The organism is Vibrio sp. 10N.286.52.F8 (genome assembly GCF_041468745.1).
In the GTDB taxonomy this organism is placed as follows: Bacteria; Pseudomonadota; Gammaproteobacteria; order Enterobacterales; family Vibrionaceae; genus Vibrio; species Vibrio crassostreae_C.
This window is the reverse complement of record NZ_JBFRJF010000024.1, coordinates 21,387-35,032: the sequence shown is the minus strand read 5'-3', so window position 1 is coordinate 35,032 and position 13,646 is coordinate 21,387. Positions and strand designations below refer to the sequence as shown.

The following is a 13,646-nucleotide window of genomic DNA, read 5'->3' as shown; positions in this document are numbered from 1 at the left end:
CAAATCATCAGATAAGAGGATTAATCCATCTCATCCATCCAGCACAAAATAATAGCCTCTAAGATTTTCTCATTCGAGTGGTTAGGCTCGTCGTCGAACTCTTCAAGGTCTAGCACCCATTGATGCAGATCGGTAAAACGTACCGTTTTAGGATCAGTATCAGGGTACAAATCACATAGCTCAATTGCGATATCTCGCGAATCAACCCACTTCAAGCTCATAACACTTCCTTATATTTATCAGCGACGCTCTGTCACCTTTATGATCTATATTCTAGGCCAGTTTTCTTAGTATGTTTGTCTAAGCAATAACTCTCTCAGTCATCGCTGTATTAGCCATGACTGAGAACAGGTTCTTAATGGTCTTCAGAAGCCAGGTTCAACGTGTACTTTGGAATCTCTACAACAAGATCCGTATCAGCCACTTTAGCTTGGCAACCCAAGCGAGATTCCATCTCTAAGCCCCATGCTTTATCTAGCATGTCGTCTTCTAGATCATCACTCTCTTCTAAAGAATCAAAACCTTCACGAATCACAACGTGACATGTCGTACATGCACACGATTTTTCACATGCGTGTTCAATACCAATACCGGCCTTCAATGCAACATCAAGAACCGTCTCACCAGTTTTTGCTTCTAAAACAGCGCCTTCTGGACATAGATCTTCGTGAGGTAAAACAATAATCTTTGGCATGTTTATCTATTCTCTAACTATTAAATATTATCGACTGACTGACCTGACAGTGCAGCACGAATTGATTTATCCATACGACGAGAAGCAAAGTCTTGGCTCGCTTTGTCGGTATTCTTAATTTCTAGTTCAATAGCATCAGCGTTGTCGCCATTACGCACTTCAATCAGTGCTTCAATCGCTTGAACAAGTTGTTGTTTGCCTTGCTCATCAAGTAGCTCGTCACCGTCGGCTTGCATTGCAGCGATAAGGCCTTCGATAACGCGATCCGCTTCTACGCGTTGCTCAGCAAGAGCACGCGCTTGCATGTCTTCTTTTGCAAACGTCATCGAATCTTTCAGCATGCTAGCCACTTCGTTGTCGCTTAGACCGTAAGAAGGCTTAACTTGGATTTCAGCTTGAACGCCAGTGCTCTTCTCCATTGCGGTAACCGATAGCAGGCCATCAGCATCCACTTGGTAAGTAACACGAATATGAGCAGCACCTGCAGTCATCGGCGGGATGCCTTTCAGAGCAAATCGAGCCAGTGAACGACAGTCATCAACCATCTCACGCTCGCCTTGCACGGTGTGTACTGTCATTGCAGTTTGACCGTCTTTGAACGTGGTAAACTCTTGTGCACGAGCAACTGGGATCGTGGTATTACGAGGGATGATCTTTTCGACTAAGCCACCCATGGTTTCGATACCCAGTGACAGAGGGATAACATCCAATAGCAGCATCTCAGAGTCAGGCTTGTTGCCAACTAAGATATCCGCTTGAATCGATGCGCCAATCGCAACCACTTCATCAGGGTTAATACTGGTTAATGGAGTACGACCAAAGAAGCCACCGACCATTTCACGAACAAGTAAGGTACGAGTTGAACCACCTACCATCACGACTTCTAGTACTTCATCCGCGTCAACTTCCGCATCTTTCAGTGCTCGGCGGCACGAAAGCAGCGTTTTCTTAACTAGTGGCTTGATGATCTCTTCGAACTCTTCACGAGTTAAAGAGCCAGACCAACCTAGTGCTTCAACATTAACGCTTTCAGCTTCAGATAAGCCAATCTTCGCTTCTGTTGCTGCGTCTAGAAGAATACGGTTCTGTTCTGCTGTCAGCTCTAACAAGCCCATTTGCTCTTGGAAATGATCCGCAATTAAATGGTCAAAGTCATCGCCGCCTAATGCAGAGTCACCACCGGTTGCTAAAACTTCGAAGACACCTTTAGACAGGCGTAGGATAGAGATATCAAACGTACCACCGCCTAAGTCATAAACAGCGATTACCCCTTCTTTACCTGAATCCAAGCCATAAGCAATCGCAGCTGCAGTGGGTTCATTAAGAAGACGTAACACATGAAGACCAGCAAGTTGCGCTGCGTCTTTGGTACCTGCACGTTGTGCATCATCAAAGTACGCAGGGACGGTAATCACGGCACCAGCCAATTCACCACCTAACGTCGACTCAGCACGTTGACCGAGTGCACGAAGAATATCTGCAGATACTTGAATTGGGTTCTTATTTCCTTGCGCTGTGTTAATCACAGGCAGGCCATTATCACTTTCTTCAAACTGATATGGCAGAGATGGGTATCGCTGTTGAATATCTGACAGTGAACGACCGATTAATCGCTTAACTGAGATAATGGTATTTTTAGGATCAGTTTGTGCATTTACACGCGCTTCATCACCAGTGGTGTACGACTCTGACTGATAGTGAACAACGGAAGGGAGAATACTGCGACCTTGTTGATCAACAAGCGTGCTTGCCTCACCACTGCGCACTGACGCAACCAATGAGTTTGTTGTACCTAAATCAATACCCACTGCAAGCTTGTGCTGGTGAGGAGCGGCGCTTTGCCCTGGTTCTGCAATCTGAAGTAGTGCCATGGATGTGTCCTTGTTATACGAACTAGCCGATCAAACGATCTTCAACTAACTCGATTTCATTCTTTAATTTTGCAATAAACTTAAGCTTTCTTACTCGGTCTGCAGCTTCTAACCAAGCTTCGCTGTCGAGTTCTTGTTGGATAGCGCTTAATTGTTGTTTATACATTTTGCTAACCTTTCCTTCAAATGCAAACAAAGCATCTTCAGGATCAGAACTGTCGGCGATATCTTCCAGCTCTTCACGCAATTCCATTTGCTCCATCAGGAACATAGGATCTTGCATAGTCTGCTGCTCACCACGAATATCCTCACCATGTTGAACTAACAGGTATTCAGCGCGGCTGACTGGATTTTTCAACACCTGGTACGCATCATTGATTTGCGCAGCTTTTTGCACAGCCAGCAAGCGATCTCGCTCAGAAGCCGTGGCAAATTTATCAGGGTGGAATTGGCGTTGCAGATCTCTAAACTGAGAAGAAAGAAGGCTACCATCCAGTTGAAACTGAAGTGGTAGCCCAAATAATTCGAAATGATTCATGTAACGGTGGTCCTAAGTTTAGGCTCTTTACTTAGAGCCTAATTTTATTCTTCGCTCATTATAAACGCTCAACGATTGAGGCGTTTATACATTGAAGCTCTCACCACAACCACATTCGCCTTTCGCGTTAGGGTTGTTGAATTCAAAACCTTCGTTTAGGCCTTCTTTTACGTAATCAAGCTCAGTACCGTCTAGGTAAACTAGGCTCTTTGGATCAATGATGACCTTAACACCTGAATGCTCGAACACTTCGTCTTCTTCGTTGAGCTCGTCAACGAATTCCAGTACATACGCCATACCCGAACAGCCAGTAGTTTTTACCGCTAAGCGCAACCCGATACCTTTACCTCGGTTATCTAGGAAAGCTTGAACTCGGCTTGCTGCCGTATCTGTCATGGTGATGGCCATACTACAACCTTGTGTTTTATATAAATTGAGAACTCAGGGGGAGCACAAAGGGTGCTCCCAAATATTACTTTTTTGAAGTGATTACGTTGTAGAAACGATTAGTGCTTCTTTTTGTAATCCGCAACCGCTGCTTTGATTGCATCTTCAGCAAGAATTGAACAGTGAACTTTCACTGGTGGCAACTCTAGCTCTTCTGCGATTTCAGAGTTTTTAATAGCAGCTGCTTCATCAATACTTTTACCTTTAACCCACTCAGTGACTAGTGAGCTAGAAGCGATTGCGCTACCGCAACCGTAAGTCTTGAATTTTGCGTCTTCAATAATACCTTCTGCAGATACTTTGATTTGCAGTTTCATTACGTCACCACAAGCTGGTGCGCCAACCATGCCGCTACCTACACTTGGATCTTCTTTATCAAACGAACCTACGTTACGTGGGTTTTCGTAGTGATCAATTACTTTTTCGCTATATGCCATGATAGTTACCTCGAATCCTCTATTTCCGTGAGATTAGTGATGAGCCCACTCAACAGTGTTCAAATCAATCCCTTCTTTATACATATCCCATAGAGGAGACATGTCGCGTAATTTATTTACTGCTACACGGATTTGTGCAATCGCGTAGTCGATTTCTTCTTCCGTAGTGAAACGGCCGAATGAAAAACGTACTGAGCTGTGTGCCAGTTCATCGTTTAAGCCAAGAGCGCGTAAAACGTATGAAGGCTCAAGACTCGCTGATGTACATGCAGAACCTGATGATACCGCTAAGTCTTTTAAAGACATAAGCAGAGATTCACCTTCAACGAAAGCAAAGCTCACGTTTAGGTTATGTGGTACACGTTGATCTAAGTCGCCATTTACCGTTACTGCTTCTAGATCTTGAACCCCTTTCAATAGACGCTCGCGAAGTGCTAGTGCGTGGTCATAATCTTTCTGCATGTCTTGTTTAGCGACAGCAAAAGCTTCACCCATACCCACGATTTGGTGAGTAGCAAGCGTACCAGAACGGAAACCACGTTCGTGACCTCCACCGTGCATCTGTGCTTCAAGACGAATACGTGGCTTACGACGAACGTACAAAGCACCAATGCCTTTAGGGCCGTATGCTTTGTGTGCAGAAAGAGATATAAGGTCAACTTTCATCTCTTTTACATCTAGTGGGATTTTACCCGCAGACTGAGCCGCATCAACGTGGAAGATGATCTTGCGTGAACGACATAATTCGCCGATTGCAGAGATATCTTGGATTACACCAATCTCGTTGTTTACGTGCATGATAGAAACAAGAACCGTATCTTCACGCATTGCTGCTTGTAGCTTGTCTAAATCAATGATGCCGTTTGCTTCAGGCTCAAGGTAAGTCACCTCAAAACCTTCACGCTCTAGTTGGCGACATGGATCAAGAACCGCTTTATGTTCTGTTTTACACGTGATTACGTGCTTACCTTTCTTCTCGTAAAAGTGCGCTGCACCTTTGATAGCAAGGTTGTCTGACTCTGTAGCACCTGACGTGAAAACAATCTCACGTGGGTCTGCATTTAGTAGATCGGCAATTTGCTCACGAGCATTATCTACTGATTCTTCTGCCTGCCAGCCGTAACGGTGTGAACGAGATGCAGGGTTACCGAAGTTACCGTCCATCGTCATGCACTGAACCATTTTTTCAGCAACACGTGGATCGACTGGGCATGTAGCTGAATAGTCAAAGTAAATAGGCAGTTTCATTTTCTACTCCAATGTAAAAACTGACCGCTAAGAGCGGGCATTAACACCGTGAGGTGCTGCACTAATCGTTGTAGTGCTCGTATTTTTATGTGCAAAACCATTATTAACCGCAAGATCGATATCTTGACGATCAGAAATCTCTAAAACTTCGTTATCTTTCATTAGCTCACCGAGCGTAATGTCATTTAAGAAGCTGCTGATTCGGGAGCTTAAATCACGCCAAAGAGTGTGAGTTAAACAACGACTACCACCTTGGCAATCTGCTCGACCGTGACACTTAGTTGCATCAACTGATTCGTCTACTGCAGCAATTACAGTTCCGACAGCGATGTCGCTCGCTTCAGCACCTAAACGGTAACCACCGCCAGGACCACGAACACTAGCAACTAAGCCAGCTTTACGTAACTTAGAAAATAGCTGTTCTAAGTAAGATAATGAGATGCCCTGTCGCTCTGAAATATCAGCCAGAGGAACTGGGCTTTTTTGCGAATGCAGTGCTACATCTAGCATAGCTGTTACCGCATATCTTCCTTTAGATGTAAGTTTCATATCACACCGAATCCACATTGTTTATGTGGTTGGAATCTTCCCATACCTGACTAAATTGGTCAAGTATTTAGTTGACTATTTTAGTCAAGTATTCACCCTTAGGGTTTGTGTGGTTTTTATTTGTCGTTTTTGCTCTTCTCAATTGAAGTCAAAATGCCGCGTAGAGTGTTGATCTCTTGCAACTCTGGACGAGCTCGACTGAACAGACGACGTAGTTTATTCATCACCTGACCTGGCTTATCCTTAGAGATAAATTGGGTATCAATGATCACTTTTTCAAGGTGCTCATAGAACATTTCTAGTTCTTCGTGACGAGGGTACTCATCTTGTTGCTGTGGCTGATATTGGCTAGCGACCATATCAAGGTGAGCTACACGCACTTCGTAGCTCAGAGTCTGCACTGCCATTGCTAGGTTTAGCGAGCTGTATTCAGGGTTAGCTGGGATACATACATGGAAGTGGCACTTCTGAAGCTCATCGTTAGTCAAGCCAGTACGTTCACGGCCGAACACTAATGCGACTGGGTGCTTTTGACCTTCAATCGCAAACTTTTGTCCACACTCACGAGGCTCAAGCATTGGCCATTCAAGCGTACGTGAACGTGCACTCGAACCAACCACCAAACCACAGTCTTTTACGGCTTCGTCTAATGTAGAAACGATGGTCGCGTTTTCTGCGATGTCACCTGCACCCGCAGCCAGTGCTAAGGTCTGCCCGTCAACTTCACATTGAGGGTCTACAAGAACTAATTGACTCAAACCCATCACTTTCATTGCGCGAGCTGCTGATCCGATATTTCCCGAATGAGACGTACCAACCAGAACGACTTTTACATTGTCTAACATGCTATATGACACCACTTTAAAAATAATCGCGAGATATTAACACATAGCAAAGTAAAATGGTCAGACCCTTCGCGTAATGTGAAACCAAGAGTTCAAAAAATAACCACTTCCCTTTTGGTAAAACTTTGGTATACTCGCCGCCGCTTTAAATTGTTCTTTAACATCTTGTGGGAAAAACCATATGCATCCAATGCTAAACATTGCGATACGCGCTGCGCGTAAAGCTGGCAACCATATTGCTAAATCTCTAGAAACAACTGATAAGATCGAATCGTCTCTAAAAGGTAACAACGATTACGTTACTAACATTGCTCAAGAAGCTGAGTACATGATCATTGAGACAATCAAAGCATCTTACCCAGAGCACAGCATTATTTCTGAAGAGAAAGGCCTGACTGAAGGTAAAGACTCTGATGTACAATGGATCGTTGACCCACTGGATGGCACCAACAACTTTGTAAAAGGTTTCCCTCACTTCTCTGTATCTATCGCTGTTCGCATGAACGGTCGTACAGAAGTTGCTTGTGTTTATGACCCAATGCTAAACGAGCTATTCACAGCTCAACGTGGCGCTGGCGCTCAACTTAACAACGCTCGTATGCGTGTTACTCAACTAAAAGACCTTCAAGGTACTGTTCTAGCGACTGGTTTCCCATTCAAGCAAAAACAACACTCTGAATCTTTCATGAAGATCATCTCTGGTCTATTCATCGACTGTGCTGATTTCCGTCGTACAGGTTCTCCTGCTCTTGACCTATGTTACCTAGCAGCTGGCCGTGTTGATGGTTACCTAGAACTAGGCCTTAAGCCATGGGATCTAGCAGCTGGCGATCTAATCGCTCGTGAAGCTGGTGCTATCATGACTGACTTTGCTGGCGGTACTGATTACATGACTTCTGGTAATGTTGTTGCTTCAAGCGCACGTGGTGTTAAGTCTATTCTTAAGCACGTTCGTGAGAACGCTAACGAAGGTATGCTGAAGTAATTCAGACCTTACGTTAACGCTCCCTATTTTAAGGGCGCATAAAAATTCCAAAGCCTCGCTATATAGCTATAGCGAGGCTTTTTTGTATCTGCGATACGAGATACGAGATACGAGATACGAGATACGAGATACGAGATACGAGATACGAGATACGATCAGGATGTCTCTTAGTGAAATGAAGTTCAACATACTTCAACGCTAAATTGTATTGAGCTTCCCTAGAATACAGACGTAAAAAAACCGCTAGTTGCCTAGCGGTTTTTTTGGTTTAGCGAAACTTATTAAGCCAAGGCCTAAGGCATCTCGTCAAACTCTTCACCTTCTTTGTCCACTTGTGGTGGCATTAGGTGTTCACGCGTAATACCTAACTTCATAGCCAGTGCAGATGCAACGTAGATAGAAGAGTAAGTACCAACCGTAATACCCAATAAAAGTGCAGTCGCGAAGCCGTGGATCATAGCGCCGCCCTGAACGAACAGTGCGATAACTACGAATAACGTGGTACCAGAAGTGATCAATGTACGGCTCAATGTTTGTGTGATTGAGCTGTTCAGTACTTCAGGCGCTTCACCCTTACGCATCTTACGGAAGTTCTCACGAATACGGTCGAATACAACAATGGTATCGTTGAGGGAGTAACCGACGACCGTTAGCAAGGCTGCTACGATGGTAAGGTCGACCTCAATTTGCATTAGAGAGAACACACCCAGAGTGATGATAACGTCGTGCGCCAGTGCTAATACTGCACCCGCAGCCAAACGCCATTCAAATCGCACTGATACGTAGATCAATATACAGATAAGAGAAACTAGGATAGCAAGGCCACCCGCTTCTGTTAATTCGTCACCCACGTTAGGACCAACGAACTCGATACGACGCATTTCAACTTGCTCACCAGTACCATTCTCAATAGCAGAAAGGATTTGGTTACCAAGCGTTTCGCCCGCTACGCCATCACGTGGACGTAAACGAACCATCACATCACGAGCTGAACCGAAGTTCTGTACCGTCGCATCACCAAAGCCTTCGGCTTCTAGTGCACTACGAATATCAGGAAGGTGTGCCGGTTGTTCAAAACCAACTTCAATCAGAGTACCGCCAGTAAAATCTAGACCCCAGTTCAACGATTTCGTTGTTAGGGTGAAGATAGCAGTACCAATCATCAAGATAGAAAAAACAAAGGCAACCTTTGACCAACGCATAAAGTCGATCATTTTGTCTGCTTTTAGAATCTGAAACATATTAATTCCTAGCCTTAGATCGACAGTTTTTTAACGCGTTTGCCGCCATACATCAGGTTCACGATACAACGTGTTCCGACAATAGCTGTAAACATTGAAGTCAAGATACCGATAGACAGCGTTACCGCGAAGCCTTTGATAGCACCCGTACCCACAGCAAATAGAATGATTGCTGTTAGTAGTGTGGTGATGTTGGCATCGGCGATTGTGCTGAATGCGTTCGCGTAACCTTGGTGAATAGCTTGTTGTGGACTGCGTCCATCTCGAAGCTCTTCACGTATACGCTCAAAGATCAGAACGTTCGCATCAACCGCCATACCGACCGTTAATACGATACCGGCAATACCCGGTAGGGTCATGGTAGCCCCCGGAATCATCGACATAACACCGATAATCAACACCAAGTTAGCCATTAGCGCAACGTTCGCAATCAGACCAAAGCTACGGTAGTAAAGCAGCGTAAACAGCATTACAGCAGCCATACCCCAAACCATCGCCATGATACCCATATCGATGTTTTGCTGACCCATAGATGGACCAATCGTACGTTCTTCTACAATCGAGATAGGCGCAATCAACGCACCAGCACGCAGTAGAAGTGCCAAGTTATGAGCTTCAGCCGTTGAGTCAATACCAGTAATACGGAAGTTACGGCCTAGCGCAGATTGAATCGTCGCTTGGTTAATCACTTCTTCGTGCTTACTTAAGATAACTCGACCTTCCGGTGTTTTACGACCGCTGTCTTTGTACTCTGCAAATACCGTTGCCATTAGCTTACCGATATTCTGACGAGAGAATGCAGACATCTTGCTACCACCTTCGCTGTCTAGCGAGATGTTAACTTGAGGACGACCATATTCATCAACACTTGAGCTTGCATCAGTAATACTTGAGCCGCCTAGAATAACGCGCTTCTTAAGTACCACAGGACGACCATCACGATCTTGCTTGATTTCGCTACCCGCAGGGGCACGACCAGAAGCGGCAGCGGCTAAGTCAGCACTGCTATCCACTTCACGGAACTCAAGCGTCGCGGTAGCACCAAGAATTTCTTTAGCGCGAGCCGTGTCTTGAACACCAGGCAATTCCACTACGATACGGCTAGAGCCTTGACGTTGAACCAAAGGTTCAGCAACACCAAGTTCGTTAACACGGTTACGTAGAATGGTAATGTTTTGCTCTACCGCATAGTTGCGGATTTCTTGAAGACGAGCCTCTGTGAAGCTAGCAACCAAAGAAAAACGACCATTAGATTCAGAATCTACAAACGTCATGTCTTGGTGCTTAGATTGCAGTAGCGATTTCGCTTCAGCAAGCTGCTCGGCGTTACGTAGAATCACTTCAACCGCATCTTTACCAGATGGGCGAATTGCACGGTAACGGATTTTTTCTTCACGAAGTTCGCTACGGAACGCTTCTTCTTGTTGGCCAACCAGCTTTTGCATCGCAGCGTCCATATCCACTTCCATCAAGAAGTGAACACCACCACGTAGGTCAAGACCAAGCTTCATTGGTGCAGCACCAATAGATTCAAGCCAATCAGGAGTTGAAGCCGCTAAGTTTAAAGCAACGATTACGTCTTCATCTAATGCTTCAGTGATGACATCACGAGCACTAATTTGAGAGTCTGTATCGTTAAAGCGAACAAGAATGGAACCGTTTTCTAGAGCAACGGATTTAGTAGAAAGGTTTTCAGCTTCAAGAGCATTGGTGACAGCATCCAGCGTAGACATATCTACAGAGGCGCCGCGCGCCCCTGTAACTTGAACTGCCGGATCTTCACCGTATATATTCGGAAGTGCGTACAACGCAGCGATGGCGATAGTAAACACCACCATCAGGTACTTCCATAACGGGTAACGGTTTAGCACAGCGAGGATCCTCTAGCTGTTTATAGAGATTTCAGAGTACCTTTTGGTAGCACTGCTGTAACGAAGTCTTTCTTGATAACTACTTCGTTGTTTGCATTCAGTTCGATAGCAACGTAGTCACTGTCTTCTGCAATCTTAGTGATCTTGCCGATTAGGCCGCCGCTTGTAAGAACTTCATCGCCTTTGCCCATAGAAGACATAAGGTTCTTGTGCTCTTTAACACGCTTAGCTTGTGGACGGTAGATCATGAAGTAGAAGATCACAGCGAACATACCTAGCATGATAAGCATTTCGAAACCGCCGCCTGCTGGTGCACCTTCTGCTGCTGCGTGAGCTTGAGAAATAAACATTTAAAACATCCTCTATTTATATTTTCGTAATTGTTTGTCTAATTGGGTTGCATCCCTTTATTTTCAAGCCCCATCACTCGGAAGAGAGATAGGGCTCGCAAAAAAGAAATACTAAGATTCTTTACCTAGTGGTGGCACTTCACGCCCCATTCTTGCGTAGAACTCTGCAACGAACTCTTCAAAGCGGTCTTCATCGATAGACTGACGAATGTCTGACATTACTCGTTGGTAGAAACGCAGGTTATGAATCGTGTTCAGTCGAGCACCTAGGATTTCGTTACAACGATCCAAATGGTGTAAGTACGACTTGCTGTAGTTCTTACAAGTGTAACAGTCACACTCTGAATCTAGTGGTGTTGTATCGGTTTTATGCTTCGCATTACGGATCTTGATCACACCTTCAGTCACAAACAGGTGGCCGTTACGTGCATTTCGCGTTGGCATTACACAGTCAAACATGTCGATACCGCGACGAACACCTTCAACCAAGTCTTCCGGTTTGCCTACGCCCATTAGGTAACGTGGCTTATCTTCTGGCAGTTGAGGACATGTGTGCTCAAGAATGCGGTGCATATCTTCTTTTGGTTCGCCTACTGCTAGGCCGCCTACTGCGTAACCGTCAAAACCAATTTCAGTTAAACCTTTAACGGATACATCACGAAGGTCTTCGTACACGCCACCTTGAACGATACCGAACAGTGAGTTCGGGTTTTCAAGTTTGTCGAAGTGGTTACGTGAACGCTCAGCCCAACGAAGAGACATCTCCATTGAGTCTTTTGCTTCTTTGTGTGTCGCAGGGTAAGGCGTACACTCATCGAAGATCATTACGATGTCTGAACCTAAATCTTTTTGGATTTCCATAGACTTCTCAGCGTCCATGAAGATCTTGTCACCGTTTACAGGGTTACGGAAATGAACACCCTCTTCAGTGATTTTACGCATTGCACCTAGGCTGAATACTTGGAAGCCGCCTGAATCAGTCAGGATAGGACCGTGCCAGTTCATGAAATCGTGCAGGTCACCGTGCATTTTCATGATTTCTTGACCAGGACGTAGCCATAGGTGGAATGTGTTACCTAATAGGATTTCAGCACCTGTGTCTTTTACTTCTTCAGGTGTCATACCTTTAACAGTACCGTAAGTACCTACAGGCATGAATGCTGGGGTTTCAACGGTACCGCGTTCAAACTGAAGTTGACCACGACGTGCGCCGCTATTAGTTTTTTTAAGTTCGTATTTTAATTTCACGAAGCCTCCAATATGCCAGAGAAACAATCTGACTGTTAATTCAGAACCTTAGGCCAAACAAAAGTTCAGTCTAGTGAGTTCTATGAGGAGCGGTCGCGTATTCCTTGCGAGAGATTAGACAGACACCCTGCCCGACTCCTAGCTTACTGCTAGCACCCGTAAATTTTTGTATCGCTTAAACCAGCTTAAATCAGCTCGTTTTCTTATTGATGAACATAGCATCGCCGTAGCTGAAGAAACGATATTCGCTCTTCACGGCGTGATCGTATGCGCCCATCACATTATCGTAACCAGCAAATGCACTCACCAACATAATCAACGTTGATTCTGGCAAGTGGAAGTTGGTAATCAAGCAATCCACCAACTGGTATTCATAGCCAGGGAAGATGAAGATTTCTGTATCACCAAAGAAAGGAACGAGCTCAGTGCCTTTCTTCAATGCATCTTGAGCTGCACTTTCTAGTGAGCGTACTGATGTTGTACCAACAGCAATAATACGGCCGCCACGGGCTTTTGCTGCAGCTACGGCGTCAACCACTTCTTGCGGCACTTCAACGTACTCAGCATGCATGTGGTGATCGTTAATATTATCAACTTTTACTGGCTGGAACGTACCAGCACCAACATGAAGCGTCACGTAAGCAAACTCAACACCTTTTTCTTTCATGTCAGCCATTAGCTTGTCATCAAAGTGAAGGCCTGCTGTTGGCGCTGCAACCGCACCCGGCTTTTCATTATAGACAGTCTGGTAGCGCTCTTTATCTGCATCTTCATCAGGACGACCGATGTAAGGAGGCAGTGGCATGTGACCAACACTGTTAAGAATCTCTAAAACGCTTTGATCAGATGTGAAATGGATTTCGAATAACGCATCGTGACGCGCCACCATTTCAGCTTCATATTCATCGTTCTCACCAAGGAACAACTTGGTACCCGGCTTCGGTGATTTAGAACAACGAACATGCGCAAGAATGCTTTTCTCATCAAGCATACGTTCAACCAGCACTTCAAGCTTACCGCCTGATGCCTTGCGACCAAATACACGAGCTGGAATCACTCGAGTGTTATTGAAAACAACAAGATCGCCTGGCTCAACCAAGTCTAAAACGTCTTTAAACGAACCATCAGCTAGGTTACCGCTGTTGCCATCTAATTTAAGCAGGCGGCTTGCTGTACGCTCCTCTTGAGGGTAGCGAGCAATGAGTTCATCTGGTAGGTCAAAGTGAAAATCTGAAACTTGCATGTGTCTAGTCTTGTCTTAGTTGATGAGATTTGTGCCGTTGACGAATCATAAATCGTAGTTGCTGGATAATCGTTACGGT

At 45.0% G+C, this 13,646-nt stretch carries 15 protein-coding genes; 1 reads left to right on the top strand and 14 read right to left on the bottom strand.

Features of this window, described 5'->3' with window-relative positions:
• Positions 1 to 20: 20 nt before the first annotated feature.
• From iscX to trmJ, 9 genes are all read right to left on the bottom strand, one after another.
• A complete protein-coding gene (gene iscX, locus AB4133_RS12850) occupies positions 21 to 221 on the bottom strand; it encodes a Fe-S cluster assembly protein IscX (protein ID WP_102333716.1) in 201 nt (66 codons plus the stop codon).
• A 134-nt stretch (positions 222 to 355) separates the two neighbouring features.
• Positions 356 to 694: an ISC system 2Fe-2S type ferredoxin gene (gene fdx, locus AB4133_RS12845; protein ID WP_010440525.1), complete on the bottom strand. Its 339-nt coding sequence runs from the start codon at positions 692 to 694 to the stop codon at positions 356 to 358.
• A 20-nt stretch (positions 695 to 714) separates the two neighbouring features.
• Positions 715 to 2,565: a Fe-S protein assembly chaperone HscA gene (gene hscA, locus AB4133_RS12840; RefSeq protein ID WP_017062518.1), complete on the bottom strand. Its 1,851-nt coding sequence runs from the start codon at positions 2,563 to 2,565 to the stop codon at positions 715 to 717.
• 22 nt (positions 2,566 to 2,587) lie between these two features.
• The gene (hscB, locus tag AB4133_RS12835) at positions 2,588 to 3,103 is read right to left on the bottom strand and encodes a co-chaperone HscB (RefSeq protein ID WP_010440522.1); all 516 of its coding nucleotides are present in this window, start codon (positions 3,101 to 3,103) and stop codon (positions 2,588 to 2,590) included.
• 84 nt (positions 3,104 to 3,187) lie between these two features.
• Positions 3,188 to 3,511: an iron-sulfur cluster assembly protein IscA gene (gene iscA / locus AB4133_RS12830; RefSeq protein WP_010440519.1), complete on the bottom strand. Its 324-nt coding sequence runs from the start codon at positions 3,509 to 3,511 to the stop codon at positions 3,188 to 3,190.
• Between the two features lie 98 nt (positions 3,512 to 3,609).
• On the bottom strand, positions 3,610 to 3,987 hold the full coding sequence (gene iscU, locus AB4133_RS12825; RefSeq protein ID WP_004735094.1) for a Fe-S cluster assembly scaffold IscU: 378 nt from the start codon (positions 3,985 to 3,987) through the stop codon (positions 3,610 to 3,612).
• A 33-nt stretch (positions 3,988 to 4,020) separates the two neighbouring features.
• A complete protein-coding gene (locus AB4133_RS12820) occupies positions 4,021 to 5,235 on the bottom strand; it encodes an IscS subfamily cysteine desulfurase (RefSeq protein ID WP_010440514.1) in 1,215 nt (404 codons plus the stop codon).
• 27 nt (positions 5,236 to 5,262) lie between these two features.
• Positions 5,263 to 5,784, bottom strand: coding sequence for a Fe-S cluster assembly transcriptional regulator IscR (gene iscR, locus AB4133_RS12815; protein ID WP_010440512.1), 522 nt, complete (start codon positions 5,782 to 5,784; stop codon positions 5,263 to 5,265).
• Between the two features lie 116 nt (positions 5,785 to 5,900).
• Positions 5,901 to 6,629 carry a tRNA (cytosine(32)/uridine(32)-2'-O)-methyltransferase TrmJ gene (gene trmJ, locus AB4133_RS12810; protein WP_372224682.1) on the bottom strand — a complete coding sequence of 243 codons (729 nt, stop codon included), beginning with the start codon at positions 6,627 to 6,629 and terminating at the stop codon, positions 5,901 to 5,903.
• Between the two features lie 181 nt (positions 6,630 to 6,810).
• Between trmJ and suhB the strand changes: the two genes are divergently transcribed.
• Entirely contained in the window at positions 6,811 to 7,614 is an 804-nt protein-coding gene (suhB, locus tag AB4133_RS12805) for an inositol-1-monophosphatase (RefSeq protein ID WP_017062836.1), read from the top strand.
• Positions 7,615 to 7,907: 293 nt separating this feature from the next.
• Here suhB and secF read toward each other — a convergent pair whose 3' ends face one another.
• From secF to queA, 5 genes are all read right to left on the bottom strand, one after another.
• Positions 7,908 to 8,855, bottom strand: a complete 948-nt coding sequence (gene secF, locus AB4133_RS12800) for a protein translocase subunit SecF (RefSeq protein ID WP_017062837.1) — start codon at positions 8,853 to 8,855, stop codon at positions 7,908 to 7,910.
• A gap of 14 nt (positions 8,856 to 8,869) precedes the next feature.
• A complete protein-coding gene (gene secD, locus AB4133_RS12795) occupies positions 8,870 to 10,726 on the bottom strand; it encodes a protein translocase subunit SecD (RefSeq protein ID WP_081325187.1) in 1,857 nt (618 codons plus the stop codon).
• Between the two features lie 20 nt (positions 10,727 to 10,746).
• Entirely contained in the window at positions 10,747 to 11,076 is a 330-nt protein-coding gene (gene yajC / locus AB4133_RS12790; protein ID WP_010440492.1) for a preprotein translocase subunit YajC, read from the bottom strand.
• A gap of 111 nt (positions 11,077 to 11,187) precedes the next feature.
• Positions 11,188 to 12,324, bottom strand: coding sequence for a tRNA guanosine(34) transglycosylase Tgt (gene tgt / locus AB4133_RS12785; RefSeq protein WP_017056177.1), 1,137 nt, complete (start codon positions 12,322 to 12,324; stop codon positions 11,188 to 11,190).
• Positions 12,325 to 12,514: 190 nt separating this feature from the next.
• Complete coding sequence (gene queA / locus AB4133_RS12780) at positions 12,515 to 13,567, bottom strand: tRNA preQ1(34) S-adenosylmethionine ribosyltransferase-isomerase QueA (protein ID WP_372224680.1); 1,053 nt, start codon at positions 13,565 to 13,567, stop codon at positions 12,515 to 12,517.
• Between the last annotated feature and the right edge of the window lie 79 nt (positions 13,568 to 13,646).